General features: G+C 34.0%; 10 protein-coding genes. All 10 read right to left on the bottom strand.

Translation table 11 applies throughout. The features are described from left to right. Positions 1-14: 14 nt before the first annotated feature. The 10 genes from CDIMF43_RS02300 to CDIMF43_RS02250 all read right to left on the bottom strand — a co-directional run bounded on the left by CDIMF43_RS02300 (position 15) and on the right by CDIMF43_RS02250 (position 14,722). Complete coding sequence (locus CDIMF43_RS02300; protein ID WP_109841086.1) at positions 15-3,176, bottom strand: type I restriction endonuclease subunit R; 3,162 nt, start codon at positions 3,174-3,176, stop codon at positions 15-17. 12 nt (positions 3,177-3,188) lie between these two features. Continuing rightward, entirely contained in the window at positions 3,189-4,397 is a 1,209-nt protein-coding gene (locus CDIMF43_RS02295) for a restriction endonuclease subunit S (RefSeq protein WP_109841085.1), read from the bottom strand. Continuing rightward, positions 4,384-5,982 (bottom strand): type I restriction-modification system subunit M, encoded by a 1,599-nt coding sequence (locus tag CDIMF43_RS02290; protein WP_109841084.1) that lies wholly within the window; start codon positions 5,980-5,982, stop codon positions 4,384-4,386. Before CDIMF43_RS02290 ends, CDIMF43_RS02295 begins: the two co-directional genes overlap by 14 nt. A 20-nt stretch (positions 5,983-6,002) precedes the next feature. Then, complete coding sequence (locus tag CDIMF43_RS02285; RefSeq protein ID WP_162532898.1) at positions 6,003-6,560, bottom strand: restriction endonuclease subunit S; 558 nt, start codon at positions 6,558-6,560, stop codon at positions 6,003-6,005. Between the two features lie 122 nt (positions 6,561-6,682). After that, entirely contained in the window at positions 6,683-9,757 is a 3,075-nt protein-coding gene (locus CDIMF43_RS02280; RefSeq protein ID WP_109841082.1) for an AAA domain-containing protein, read from the bottom strand. A 477-nt stretch (positions 9,758-10,234) separates the two neighbouring features. After that, positions 10,235-10,684, bottom strand: coding sequence for a hypothetical protein (locus tag CDIMF43_RS02275; protein ID WP_109841081.1), 450 nt, complete (start codon positions 10,682-10,684; stop codon positions 10,235-10,237). A gap of 661 nt (positions 10,685-11,345) precedes the next feature. Continuing rightward, entirely contained in the window at positions 11,346-11,825 is a 480-nt protein-coding gene (locus tag CDIMF43_RS02265) for a hypothetical protein (protein ID WP_109841079.1), read from the bottom strand. 168 nt (positions 11,826-11,993) lie between these two features. Next, a complete protein-coding gene (locus tag CDIMF43_RS02260; protein WP_109841078.1) occupies positions 11,994-12,755 on the bottom strand; it encodes a hypothetical protein in 762 nt (253 codons plus the stop codon). Positions 12,756-12,758: 3 nt separating this feature from the next. Beyond that, positions 12,759-14,369: a T7SS effector LXG polymorphic toxin gene (locus tag CDIMF43_RS02255; RefSeq protein ID WP_109841077.1), complete on the bottom strand. Its 1,611-nt coding sequence runs from the start codon at positions 14,367-14,369 to the stop codon at positions 12,759-12,761. Continuing rightward, complete coding sequence (locus CDIMF43_RS02250) at positions 14,360-14,722, bottom strand: hypothetical protein (protein WP_109841076.1); 363 nt, start codon at positions 14,720-14,722, stop codon at positions 14,360-14,362. Before CDIMF43_RS02250 ends, CDIMF43_RS02255 begins: the two co-directional genes overlap by 10 nt. Positions 14,723-14,725 lie beyond the last annotated feature (3 nt).

Below are 14,725 nucleotides of genomic sequence, written 5' to 3'. Positions count from 1 at the left end.
AAACTCCTTTCTGCTTATCTTAATTCATCATCTAATGGGATAACCAATCCATCTAACACTTCATGCCAAGCACGTTTGATTAATTGGGCATACTTGAATGGTTTTGCATCTGGATGGACCTTTTTGTAGCCTTCGTAATTCTGACTGCTGATAATTCTTTTAAGATTGGGAATTTGGTCAGATCCCAGCATGTATTGAACAGCAGAGGAGTGAAGCTCTCTTTCTGAAACAAACCATTCATCTGCAAAATTTTGGATTGCTTGATCACGCGCTTGGGTAAAGAATTGTCGTTTTACTACAAAGATATCTTCGTTTGTTGCGATTTTTTCATTATCCATTGCATTTAAAATTTCTCGATAAACAGATTTTACACACTCGGTTTTATTTAATTTCTGTAACGCCTTCTCGATTTCTTCGCGAATGTCTGGGCTATTTGCAAAATAGGTGCCTAGTAGTTGATCGATATATGTTGAATCGATGTCGTACAGCTTAATGCTGTTGTCTCCATAAAATTCAATGCCTGAAAAATCAACTTCTTCACCAGAAATGGCTTCCTCTTTTTCAACAAGAGATCCTTTAACCGTATTGTAAATGCCCACTTGCTCTTCTAACAGATGAACTTGTGCTTGTAAGTCGGTGGATTGCTCCATATCATCGTTATAATCATCATAGGTTACTAAAGCTTCATAAGCATTGCTCAACTCTTGGAAGGCTTTCACATAGTCAATTCTCGCTTCTAATGCCGTATGCTCGTCTACTTCTTTTCCTACAAAAACAAACTCTTGAATTGCTTGATAGGCTTTATTCAATCGTTTTTTAGACTCTTGATAAGTTGGATAAACTAATCCTGATTCTTCTTTTGCTTCCGAATAAAGCTTCGTTGCATCGGCTACATTTTTTTCCATTGTATGTGGTTTCCGGAAAGTGACGATTAGCCCTTTCTTTTTCTCAGGATACGTGCGGTTGGTACGAGAAAAGGCTTGGATTAGTCCTGCATACTCTAAATTACGATCAACAAATAAGGTTTGGATTGTTGGTGCATCAAATCCTGTTAATAAACGATCGACTACAATGACTAAATCCACTTGACGGCCAAATTGCTTGAACTCTGCTCGTTTACGGGCCAGTCGATTGTTGATATCGCCGTTGTAGCGCTGAATGTCTGCTAATGACCAAGCGGTTCCATAATACCCATTGTACGCTTGGATAATCCCCTGCATTTCATCTTGTTGTTCAGCAGCATTTTCTGTGTTTTCATCCAATGAATACGTAATCGCTATTCTTGGGAAATCTGGATCTTCCATTGTACGACCTTCTCGAACTGGATGATTTGGAAATTCATTTTTCAACCAATTGGGGTCTTTTGTCATTTCTTTGATTGCTTGATAATAACGTTTTGCCATTGTAATGGAGCTGGTAGTTAAAATGGCTGATTTTTGTGGACGTCCATTTTCAAAATTAAACTTCATATAAGCATTGTCAGGGCGGAAGATTTTTCGCAAGACTTTTTGAATATGCTCCTCACTCTCGTAGACGCTTGCGTCAATGTACGTTTCCTTTTTGATTGGCTCCATTTGATCAATGATTTTATTAATTTGCTCTGATGAATAGGCTGCATACTTTTCAACTTGTTTAAGTTGATGATGAATTTTATTCTCGATAGAAATAAGTGCAATCGTGTCTTCGTGCTCAACTTGAAATCCTAAAACAGCGCCATCTTCTAACGCATTTTTGATCGTATACGTATGCAAGACTTCGCCATATTGATCATACGTCGTTCGGGCAAGTTCTCCCTTAAGTTGTTTCTTGTTTTCTTCAAAAATCGGCGTTCCTGTAAAGCCAAACCAGGTGGAATTTGGAAAAACCTCTTTTATTTCTTGCATATTTTCAGCACCTAATGCTCGGTGACACTCATCCACTACAAAGACAATATGCTGTCCGACTAATTTTTTAAATCGGTTGGTTCCCTTTTTCTCTTCTTGCTTTTTAGCCTGCTGTAAGGCTGCGTCTAACTTTTGACGTGTGGTGATAATAACCACATTGGAATTGGCTTCTGCAAGAAGGGTTTCGCTTAGTTCCTCAGCATTTCCTGTTCCAACAATTAAACTATTAGATTTCGCATCTCCGGTTGAAAGTCCAGTGTTAAATTCAGAGGCAAACTTTGTAAATTCACTCGTAGTTTGGCTATCTAAATCTTTGCGATCCACTAACATAATCGTCCGGTCAATCCCAGATTTCCTTGCCAATAGTTTCGTTGAAACAAAGCTTGTCAGGGTTTTTCCAGAACCTGTTGCATGCCAGACATAGCCAGATTGATGCTTATTGGCCGCAGTAAATAGCGCTTCAATGGCATGTACTTGGTAGGGATGTAAGACCATTAAGGTTTTATTGTCTTGATCTTCGCTGACGATTGTATAATTGGCAATCAAGCGATGCGCATCTGGAATGTTTAGCACTTGCTTGCAAAACTCATAAAGATTTTCTACTTTACGATTGTCTTTAGTACGCCAGCTAAAAAGCAACTTACTATGAAAGTCTTTTGGCATGGCATTCGCAAAATAACGAGTCGTTTGTTCATTTGATACCACAAATAACTGAAGGGTTGAAAAAATATTGTTACGGAACATGCCTTCTTCTGCATATTTTTTAATTTGATTAAACGCTTGAAAATAGCCATCTTTTGCAGTTACTTGTTTTAGTTCGATTTGAACGATTGGTAAGCCGTTGATTAATAAGGTCACGTCAAAACGACGGTCTCTTCCTTCGGCACTGCTTCGTTTCTTCGCAATTTGATGCACGACTTCATAGGTAGAAATACCACCCCCAATATCTTGATTGGAATATAAAATCAAGGAAATCGACCCTAATGAAGGATCTTCCCGCTCAATCGTAATACGAGCAATGCCATTTTCTCCTTTTAGCCATTTAGCAGCTTCAAAAGGCGTTTGTGTTCTTACTAATAGCTCTGTTTGAATGTTTTTAAATTCGTTATCGGTTAAAGGCGTTTCGCCAATTTCCGATTGATTGTTTTGAACAATTTTTTGACGTAAGTTTTGCCAAAGGTCTTCTTCTGAGGTTAACTCAGGGCAATACGTCCATTGATTATGGCCTTCCCCAAGAACTTCGATTAGATGCGCTTCAACTTCTGCCTCATCACGATGTGCCATTTTAGGCATGTATTCCGCCTCCTAGACGAACATTTTTTGTAAGAATGCTTTTTTGGTGTTTTGTAGGATTGTTAACTCGCGTTGATGGAGAGCGATAGTGTTATCTAGTTTTTTGAAAAAATTACCAATCTGTGCTTGTTCATCTTTGTTGTTTGGAACAAGACTCTTATAATCTGCAATCTGTTTCAAAGAAATATGCTTGATGGCATTTCCAACTGATAATGTTCTCATCGTCGATAAAAATGCTTGGTTTGCAGTTACTTGGTAAACAAACTCAATCTGTTCTGATTGAATTCGTCCCACTCTTTGAGCTAGTAGCGCTTTATTGTTACTGTACTTTGCTGTCTTACCAAGATTTACACCATCCATTGTGACTAATAAATTCTCGCCACTAAGATTATATTTACTAATTACTTTATTATCATAAGTGTTAATTCGATCAGTAACAGTATTTTGTGATCTTGAACTATCAGAAATATCCTTATTTGTAATAATCAAATACTCTCCATTTTCATCAAAGTCTGTGCTACTAAATGCTTTACCAGTAGTAACTTTTCCTAAATATTCTAACTTACGCAGTTCCCAATCATCCATAAATCCTGGAAAACGAACTTCTGGGACTTTTTCGCCCTCTTTCGGAAACATTTTTTGCAAGAATGCTTTCTTGGTATTTTTTAGTATCTCTAACTCACGTTGATGAAGAGCGATAGTGTTGTCTAGTTTTTTGAAAAAAGAACCGATTTCGATTTGTTCTTTTAATTTTGGAAGACTTATTTCATATGGTTCGATATGTTTATTATTGATTTGGGGAATTGTTGAGGTATCCGCAATTTTATACAAACCTGTTCTAGCAATAAACGTATAAAGAAATTCAGAATCAATCCCATTTGGTTCAAGAGCCATCATATTCGTGTCCATATAGCCATCATCGCCCAGAATGCGCACCTTATTAGTCATAATAGCAGCACCACGTTTAGGAAATAAAGTACTGCCCTTTTTCAGTTTTTTATATTTGGGATGAATATTTACTTTCAGAATTGAGTCTGATTGGATACGTTTTGAGTAATTCAAGTCATCAACCTTGATAAATAGGCTACCCATTTCATCAGTTACTTCAAAATTTGAAGGTGACCAACCTGACTTAATAATTACGTATTCACCTAACTTACGCAGTTCCCAATCGTCCGTAAATCCTGAAAAACGTATTTCTGGCACTTTATTCTTCTTCATAATCAAACACCTCTAATGCACCGTTTATCCATTCTGTATCTTCTGAACTAAATTGTAGTGAAGAAATGGTTTCAAATAATTCCTTTTCTAAGTTACGTTTTTCTTGACGGATTTCTTTAATTTCTGCCCCAATCGCTGCCATATCAATTACTTCTTCTTCTTCAAAGGTATCCACATAGCGAGGAATATTCAGGTTGTAGTCGTTTTCTTTGATTTCATCAAAACTGGCTAAATGTGCGTATTTTTCAATGTTGCTTCTTTCTTTATAGGTAGACACAATTTTTTGAATGTTGTCTGGCGTTAGTTTATTTTGATTTTTTTCTTTAATAAAGTCGTTGCTGGCATCAATAAATAAGACATCCCGCGTTGTCCGATTTTTTTTCAAAATAATTACGGTGGTTGGAATAGAGGTTCCAAAGAACAGGTTAGCTGGCATGCCAATAATAGCGTAAATACTGCCGTCTTCTAGTAATTTCTTTCTAATAACGCCTTCTGCTGCTCCGCGGAATAAGACGCCATGTGGCAAGACAATTGCCATAGTCCCCGTGTCTTTTAAATGGTAAAAGCCATGTAATAGAAAGGCAAAATCGGCTTTTGATTTTGGAGCTAATTTGCCATAGCGATTGAAGCGTGAGTCGTCTAAAAAGGTATCGTCGGCAGACCATTTAGCAGAGTAAGGAGGATTCATAATCACTGAATCAAAGGTATATGGCTCGTCTGTTGGCCAATCTTTGTTTAGAGTATCCCCATTGCGAACGTGCATATCTTCAGCATCAACGCCATGCAAAATTAAATTCATTTTCGCTAAATTGAAGGTAGTGGTATTTAATTCTTGCCCGTGGTATTTAACATTGTCAGGATTGTTTAGATAATTACGAACGTTTAACATTAGGGAGCCTGAACCCATTGTTGGATCAAAGACACTGAAAAGTTGCTTGTCTTCTTGTCCAAGGGTTACGATTTGCGCCATCATATCTGAAACCATATGAGGCGTGTAAAATTCACCAGCTTTTTTTCCTGCTTCGGAAGCAAATTGACTGATTAAAAATTCGTAGGCATCGCCAATCACGTCCCCTTCATGCCCTAGCACATCCACGTCGTTTAATTTTTTCAATACTTCTGTAATCGTTACGTTACGCTGTTGGCTGTCTGAACCTAATTTTCTCGATTGTAAATCCACGTCTTCAAATAAGCCGTTAAATTGTTCGTACTTACTGGATAATTGAATAAAGGCTTTGTTTAAGTCGTTTAATTGGAAGGTATTTTGTTTGGCTTGATTTGCTAAGACATTGAATAAAAAGTCATGCTCGATATCGTAACCTAATGTGTCTACTAAGGTAGCAACTAAATCTGCTTTCGTTTCTGAATCAGATAAGAGTTCTTTGTATAATTCTGCTTGCTTGTTTGGCGTATCGTATTCTGTTTGGGATTCTCCCGCTAGTTCTACAACTTTTTGAAGTAATTTATCTGATAAATACTTATAGAAAATCAATCCTAGTAAGTAATTTTTGTATTCTGAAGCATCCATTTTACTGCGAAGGTTGTCCGCTGCACTGAATAGTCGTTGATTAAGTTCTGCACCCATTGTTAAATTCCTCTTTTCAATTATTGATCTAGTTTTTTTAATAGTTCCAAATGTACTTTTTTCTGTAGGGCTAGTTCTAGTTTAGCTAAATAGTGCTGCCTATTCAAATTAAAGTAAGAATCGCCAATTAGAGACTGTTTTTTTAAAGTTGGAAACTGAATGTTTAGTTCCCGCAAGATTGCGGGTGTCATTTTTGGCACGACGCTTCCTTGCATTAAAATAGCCATTTGTTTCGTGACCTTTGAAGATTCATTTAGCACGTAGCATAAATACTTTGGATCTAGTTCTTCAGACGTTATGGTGAGTCGAGCAAAATTTTGGTTGAATCGTTTTCCTTCACTTGCTTGGCTAGCAATTCCGGCTGTAGAACTGATAAAGCTATATAACACGTCTCCAGCAACGATGGAATGTTTTTCGCTTCTTTGGATTTTAGAGGAGACAGGCATGATTGCTTGATTTTCGTGTAGGTCATTCAATAAATCACTGTTTGTATACATCATTGACGCAAGGTCTTCTTGATCCTTCATTCGCGACACATTTTGGCCAACATTGAGTTCTACTAGCTTTTTTAGCTTCACTACTCCTTCTCCTTTCTGTAATTTTTTGAAATTACATTTATTTGTAACTATAGAATAACATAAGAGGATATTAAGTCAATGGTTTTTGTAATTTTTAAGAATTACATTTCAAATGCATGTATTTATCTAGTTTTTCGATTGTAGTCCTCGATAATGGAAATCGTTTGATTCGCAACCTCACTTCCAAGAGATGCGTATAAGGTCTTATCTCCTATAATATAAAATTCTTCTTTTGCTCGGGTAGCTGCTACATTCATCATATTGGAATCAGATACTGCCCAGCTAGCAGCACCTTGGCTACTTTTATCTGCTCCAAGAACAAAATAAACTATTTTGGCTTCCTTGCCTTGAAAGGTGTGAACAGTGCCAACATTTACCACTTTTCTTCCTTCGCGTTTTGTAAAGCCTATGCTATCTAATGCTGTAGCTAATTTATATGCCACATGTTTAAATGGTGAAATAACATAGATTTCGCCAGCCAAGTCTGGGTTTTCTTCTAATCGCTCCATTATTTTCGTTTTCAGGAAATTTGCTTGTTCTGTTACAAATTTATCATTCGCCTTACCAGAAATATCAAACCACTCTGATTGTCCTTGTGCGCTATCTGCTGGCTTACCTTGAACCATTAAACCTCCATATGAGAGTTCATTTGAAATAGTGAACATTGGGTAATTTGAACGTCGATGCACCCAGAGTGGAATTCCAATCCATTCGTCTTCATTTTTTTGAAACCCATATTGACTGGTGGCATCCACAAGTGTTTGAGTAGAGGCCTCGCTAGAAACAAATGTTTCGTTGACTTGATAGTTTTGACCTAAAAGATTTAAGACATTGGAGTCTAAGGTTAAAACCGGTTTAATCTGTGAAGGGTCGCCTACCACCATAATTTTTTTACTTCTAAAAATCGCGCCAATACTTGCTTGTGGCAATGCTTGACCCGCTTCATCGATAAATAAGTTCCCAATTGTGTTTTCAGGAATGTGCTGAAACATTCGACCAAAGCTAGCAAATGTTGTACTGATGATTGGGATGACAAAATTGATCCAGTGCCAAGACTCTATTAGTAACTTCTCACCGTTTTGTTTGGAGCTATATTCAGGTTGACGTTTCCAAATATTCTTAGCCGTAGCTAAATGTTTGCTATTTTCATATAGAAATTGCTTTCTAACCTTTAAGGATAAAATAAATAATTCCGATTGTTTGATGCGATACTTTTTTGTAAACCATGGGTTTGATTTTTGAAGGTCTTCATATGATTTTGAAAAATCTAGTTCTTCTATCTTACTTTGTCCTTTTTGTTCCATGATTGAATTTATTTTGTGTACTAACTCATTGAGGTTTTGTTCTTGTGTACTTGACCAGTGATTAAATTTGGCTGTTTCTTGTTTCACTTGTTTTTTAAGCTGCTCGCTATCCTTCCACGCTTTTTTAAGTTCCAATTTGGCTTTAATTTTAGTTGAGGATAGCGAACTTTTCTCTTTTTCATTTTCATTTAATTTCTCATTGGCTTCGTTTAACCTTTCAAAGTACTCGCTGACTTTTGCTGAATGAAACAATTTTTTTAATCCAAAAAAAGAAGGTTGTTGCGATTTGATGACCTCATAATTTCTTTGCAATTGATTGGATTCTTGTGACAAATTATTTATTTCCAACTGAACATCATCTAGTATTGTTTCCCATTTTTGTTTTTCTTCGTTTAGGGAATCAGACTGCAGTTTTGACTGTTGAATGAATTTATTTAATCTATTTTGATTCTGATTTTTCTCGTTTGAATAACTCTTTGATTCTTGCTTATATTTTATTTTTAATTCTTGAGCATGCTTCATTTGTTCATAGTATTTTTGAACGTTATTCCGCTCATTAAAAACTTCGTTGTATAATTTTGAAAATTCTTGATAAACGCTTGCATCTGATTGATACTCTTTCTTTAAATAGTTTTCAATACTTGTAATTTTTGACAACAGCTTCGTGATATTTGCTTTTGCTCCTCCTTCAAGAGAAAAAGTTCCCCAATTGACGTCATCCTGTAATTCAGTATTGTTTTTCTTATTCGGTTCTTGCTCTAAATTAGCAATCGTTTTAAAGTAGTCTGCTTCTAGTAATTTTTCTCGAAATTCTTCAGGAATTGCTTCGATTTGAGGCAATTCATTGACAATATTTTGTACCGCACCATTATTGGAACTTGCAACAATACTGTTCTTTTCTGCTATTTGGAATGGCAAAATACCAAGCTTCGCTTTTTCCCAATATACCAAACTTCCTTTTATTTTTTTATCTGAAAGGTTGCAAATATCTGCTGCCTGCTGCACCACTAGCTCTGCAAAAATATCTTTGAGCAATGTGGTTTTTCCTGTGCCAGGCGGACCATTGACACTACGAATCGTGTTCTTTTCATTTAAAGCGAGATTAACGGTTACTTCTTGCATGAATGAAAGAGAATAGTCTGGATTGGTTGGAAATCTACCTAAAGGATAGTATTTAGGTTGCAAGATTTCTTGAAAAAGAAGCGGATTGAAATTTTGCGAGTCGCTTTTGCTATCCAAATTTTGGCGATTTTCTGAGTATTCTGTTAAATAGCGTTCCATATTTCCAGTATTGATTTTTTTTGCTTTTTGTAAATCGTCAATAAAAAACGAATGTAAATTGACATCGGTATTTTCCAAATCCTTTATAAAACCATAGCGACAATTATCTAATGAAACGTTGTATTGTTTTAATAAATCTATCATCACCGTATTAAACTCTTTATCTTCAAACTGTTTAGTTAAATCATCTCGTAAACTCTCTTCTGCCTTGAAAAAATCTTTAGGCAATTCATTTTTATAACGAATATAACCACTTATTGTAAAAAATAATTTTTCAGAAATAAAATTTAATTCCTCGTCAAAATAAAGGGCAAATGTAAATTTTTCTGAGCTATTTGTTTCTTCTTCCGTCGCCAAAATTTTATATTTTTTCCGTAAAATATTAATAATTTCTTGAAAGTTGAAAATATCAAAATAAAATACGAGTCCGACATCTTTTTTCGCATTTGTTTTCTTTTTTTGTATAGTTATAAATTCTATAAATTGCCCTTCAAACTCATTGTCCATTCGTTGATCAAAGGGTCTTAATTGTTGATCATTTTTTTTAATTGAACCTTCTGATAATTGTTCAATAGTAATCCAAGCATCGAGTATATCTGTTTTTTTATTCATATAATGGCCTCATTCTTTGATTATAGTTTAAACCTGTACTAAGTAATTTCACGAGTTATTTATTCACCAATTAAAATAACCTACTATATTATACCATTTTATATAATAAATAAGTGATTTATTAAAAAATTAACTATATGCATATGTGTAATTTTCTACGCTTTATTTTAGAGCTCTCTATAGTAAAACCACAGATTCTTTCATGCAATCCTCGTCCCCTATAAATTCTTCATTTATCATCAACAAACTACAAAAATATTCGTTCTTAAAAAAGAACTACTCATCATTTTCTCCTTTCTTTTGATGGGTAAAAAGAACCAATCCTAAAACGATCTAGGATTGGTTCATAAAAATAATATACATTTGCGGTTAGACTTGTTTCAACAATCTATAATTTACACTTTTAAAACTTTAGAAAAAACTAAAATAGTCACCATTTTAGTTACCTTTTGATATAGATGTGAATTATTAATTAGTTTATCTATCATTTGAGTTTATTGTTTTACTAATATCTATCCATGTCCAAATAAATGAGTACCCATTCACTAGTAAAAATATACTATCCTCTAAAATATAAATGGGATCTGTTTTAATAGTTATCCCCCAGCTAATAGTCATCCTTAAAACTAATAATAAAAAAACAATTAACCACATTATTGTCAACACAGTAGCGCCTATTTTCTTTATCCTTAAACCTACTCTTGTGCTTAGCCATACTTTTCTTAAAAGAAGTACCGCAATAAATAAAATTATAAAAGGGAATAGATTCATCCTTAATGTGGCTAGAATAAATAAATCACCCAATAATAAAAATACTACCACTAAACTCATCAATAAAATTAGTGGCATCAATGCTATAAATAGCGGCTTGTCACAATGATACCTATTATTTTTTTTCAAATGATTTATTTTTTTTGTTACTTTCACTACTATTGAAGACCATGCGAGAGTCCATGCTGATTCTTCTACTTTATTTTTTGGTAACTGTTACTATATTTTGCAGAAATGCTAACTAGTCCGTACAAACCTACAATGAGTAAACCTATCCCACCTAGCATTTTTAATGGTAGGTTTCCATTGCGATAAGAAATGCCACTTTCATCGCTATAAATTTTTATATTTTTATCAACCAAAAGAATTATCGCCCACATAAGAGTGTACGATCCAACAAAATTACAATAGAACTTTCTTAAACGGTTTTTACCGTTAGAATTAAATTTTATAAATGGACTAACACAGAGTCCAATAGGAGCTAGATAAACCAATAACACTAATCCAGCAGTTAATAGTACAAACCAAAAATAGGCTCCCGAAAATAAATAGTATTGGAGTACCTGCCATGTACCTATAATTGCCAGTACAGCCAAACAAAAAAAACTGATTACTTTGTACTTTAAGGGTACTTCTTGTCCTATTCTAGTTGCAAAATTTTTCATTGGTCTATTAATAGAGTACATCTTATATAAACAGGAAAATACTATAGAATATACAAAGTACGGTACACACATATATGCAAAAATCAAAAAGAATGGGGCCATAATTTCTCCTAATCTATCATTTTATTCGTCTAAAAAATTGACTCTGACCGTTATTTCACCAGAATCGTGGTATCAATTGTATAAGGTAAAACTTGCTCTCTTAAATTTGCTACAATATCATTCATTTTCACTGTATCCCCTACCGCTATACTTTCTACTATCGACAAGTTTTTTTTAGACATTTTTTTCATATCATAGCTAATTAATAGTGAATAATCTTTATTATCACTTAATTTTAAGACGACCACATTCTTATCTAAAATAGCTAATTCTTTATCAAAAAAAGTAGTTGCCACCGTCTCAAAATTTCTGCCATCTGCTGTCACATAATGGTTAATCGCTTTATAATTATTCATTTTGGAAATACGTATGTGCCTATAGCTTTTGCAAGCTACAGGTGTTCCCTTCTCTATTACATATTTCTCACTAACGATATATTCTTTTTCTAACTTTTTACGATCAATTATAATAAAGCTGCTTATAATAATAACGGTTATAACGACTATCCCTATTTGTACAAAAATAAACATAACTCTAACCCCTCACATTTGAACTAACTTATTAAAAACTGCACTAATTATGCTCCTTCCAATGGCTCACTATTTACTAAAAACTTATTAAGGCCAACGTATAAAGCCCTACTTTCATTTCCATAAGCAGGACTTTTAGGATTTTTATATTCTTCCTAAATTTTACATTTATTTCCCATACCACTCTTCTTTTGTATAGTTGTATTGTTTTCTAAACTCTTCAGAATATTTTTCTAACAATTTCCCTTTTACATAACTACTTGGAGAAAATATTAGTGTCGGTAATAAAGTCAAACCAATTAATAATGTAATTAAAATTCCACCCCAAATAATATATTCAAAAACACTTCCATTTTCAGGATTTAAATTAACATTCATTAACCACCATTTGTTGAACCTATAAAAAAGAATACCGAGTATAATTACTGACAAGAATGTTTTTAATATTTTAGAGGTTTTTGGACTTAGTAAACCTGTTTTTTTATGGTATTTTTCACTTGATTCTGGATATTCAGTTTTTATAAAATTAACTATTTTAGAGCGTACTAAATAATAAGAACATAAGTATCCAAAAATAACATATATAAAAGGCACGATATGGTATTTATCTACTTTTATATATAAAAACACAGTTAGAAAAAAAATCATTCCTGTCTGCCATATTGTGAACATAAATTTGTTATAATTTACTATTTTAAATAAGCGATTTAGACTTAAATATTTTATTAATATCATACTTAAGCATAAAAAAGAAAAACATGGAAAAATTAAAAAATAATTTAGCGACGGAAGAGTGACTAATACTGAAAGTATAAAGCTAGTTATTATTTTGTAAAAAAAAGAACTTGAATTTTTGCGACTATTTACCATATTACGAATATCCTCACAGGATATTTTTTTTACTGCTTGTTCAAAACTTATATTTTCCAAATTTTACCACCTCGGTAATCCGTTATTAAAATCTTTAACATCAACTCGTCCCTCTTGTTTTCCAAACCAATCTTCTTTTATTTTACTGACATTGCCTTCTTTTAAATTTTTATTTCTTTCTTCATAAATTTCATATTGCTCAGCAATCCATTTCTCAGCATCTTCTTTAGTTCCAAAACCCATTATACCATCCCATCCAATAGTACCATTATCCCCTAACCATTTAAAAGGCGTTTTGAATTCAACCCCTTGTATAAGAGTGTTAACACCACCCGCAAAAGCCCCTATTGGACCGCCATATTCCAAGCCTTCTAATATCCCAGCATTTAAAAAAAATCTATTAATACCACCATATAAGGCCATACTTTCATTTCCATAAGCTGGGCTTTTAGGATTTGTATACTCTTCATAGGCATACGCAGTAATTGTTAAGGCATCTCCACCATATGCCAAGCCTTCTCTTGTTCCTGGATGTTCTTTTATAAATTTAGAGATAGGTTTAAACTTCTTAAATAATGTTAAACCAACTTTCGAACCTGCAATGACTTTAGCTCCAGCTTTTGATTTTGACAGTACACTTGTCACATAGCCAAGTGGAGCTAATACATCCCATCCTTTATCGCTTAAATGCAATAAATTCCCATATACTTTAGCTTGGTTATCCAAGGACATTTTACCTACATATAAACCAAATTTTGGGTTGTTTAAGATACTTTGAGCAATATTTTTAGGCAATTGGTTCCAGCTTTCTTGTGCGATAAAGATACCCAATGCTGCATCTTGAAGTCCTTTCGGAAATTTATCTAAAGCCGCAATGACATATCCAAATAGTCGGTCATTATTTTTAATTTTTTCAATCGCTGCTGCTGGATTTTTTGAAAACAGGTCATTTAATTCTTTGATTGCTGTATTCTTTGCTTTGTCTTCCATTTCACCGACTTTACCAGCATCTTGAAGTGATGTAAACCAGTTTTTCTCAACCCCATCGGGTAACGTATAGCTTCCATCACTGTTAACAATCGTTGCGTTTAATACCATAACACCTTGCATAGCTATTTTCATATCACTTAAACTATCGCCAAACAGCCCACTTGTTTCAGCAGAAAATTGTTGCAACTTTTGTAATTTCTTTTCCAAATCGCGTATACCTTCTTGTAAATCATTTGACATTCTTCCTAAATTTCTCTGAAATTCAAACAATGAATCTAGCACTTTAGCAACAGGATTATTTCTTGACAAAGTTTTCGCAATAACAGCGGCGGCATCTACTGATAGTTTCATAGATTTTTTTATCGCGATTTGCTGATTCAGATTATCTTCATCTAAATAACCTTCACTTGAAATAACTTGATCTGCAGACTGATATTTCTGAATATCTTGTTCGATTGAATCAATAGCTGTAGTTACTCTTGTAATCGTTGGGATGATTAGCTCACTGAATAACCCTTTACCTGCTGTGTAAGCAGCCCCTGATAATGTTTTACCCTCTATAGCCGCCACTACTTTTTGACTTCCAGATTTTAATTGGTTAACAGCTTCTGCTCCACTTCTTAAATTACTAGTCAATGCTTGTATCAAATTAGATGAATCAGCACTTGAATATTTTAATCCCACGGAACTTCACTCCTTTTCTTATACAGAACTTCCGTTTCATCCTTTATTGACTTTGATTCTGCATTGTAGTTATCTATAATTTGATGTTCCGCATCTCTGAATTGTTTTTGAAAAAAATGTTCTTGCTCCTCATTGTGCCTCTGCATAAGTCTATTTTCATTACCTCCATGCCGAATATTTTCTTTATTTAACATGTTTAACTCTTGAAATCCCCTATGTAGATTTTCTTTTAATTCAGAAATACATTCTTCAATTTTTCTTTTGTCTCTATTTAAATCATCTAGCGTATTTTCTTTTTCCGTAATCAAACGGTTATATTTTAATCGTTCTTGATCATTTGTCGTATTATTCAATTT

The organism is Carnobacterium divergens (genome assembly GCF_900258435.1).
Classification (GTDB): Bacteria; Bacillota; Bacilli; order Lactobacillales; family Carnobacteriaceae; genus Carnobacterium; species Carnobacterium divergens_A.
Note: the sequence above shows the minus strand (reverse complement) of the source record. Positions and strands in the feature narration are given on the sequence as shown.

Coding starts and splice junctions, on each gene's coding strand:
- CDIMF43_RS02300 (WP_109841086.1), bottom strand. CDS start 3,176: ATGCCTAAAATGGCACATCGTGATGAGGCAGAAGTTGAAGCGCATCTA.
- CDIMF43_RS02290 (WP_109841084.1), bottom strand. CDS start 5,982: ATGGGTGCAGAACTTAATCAACGACTATTCAGTGCAGCGGACAACCTT.
- CDIMF43_RS02265 (WP_109841079.1), bottom strand. CDS start 11,825: ATGTTTATTTTTGTACAAATAGGGATAGTCGTTATAACCGTTATTATT.
- CDIMF43_RS02295 (WP_109841085.1), bottom strand. CDS start 4,397: ATGAAGAAGAATAAAGTGCCAGAAATACGTTTTTCAGGATTTACGGAC.
- CDIMF43_RS02280 (WP_109841082.1), bottom strand. CDS start 9,757: ATGAATAAAAAAACAGATATACTCGATGCTTGGATTACTATTGAACAA.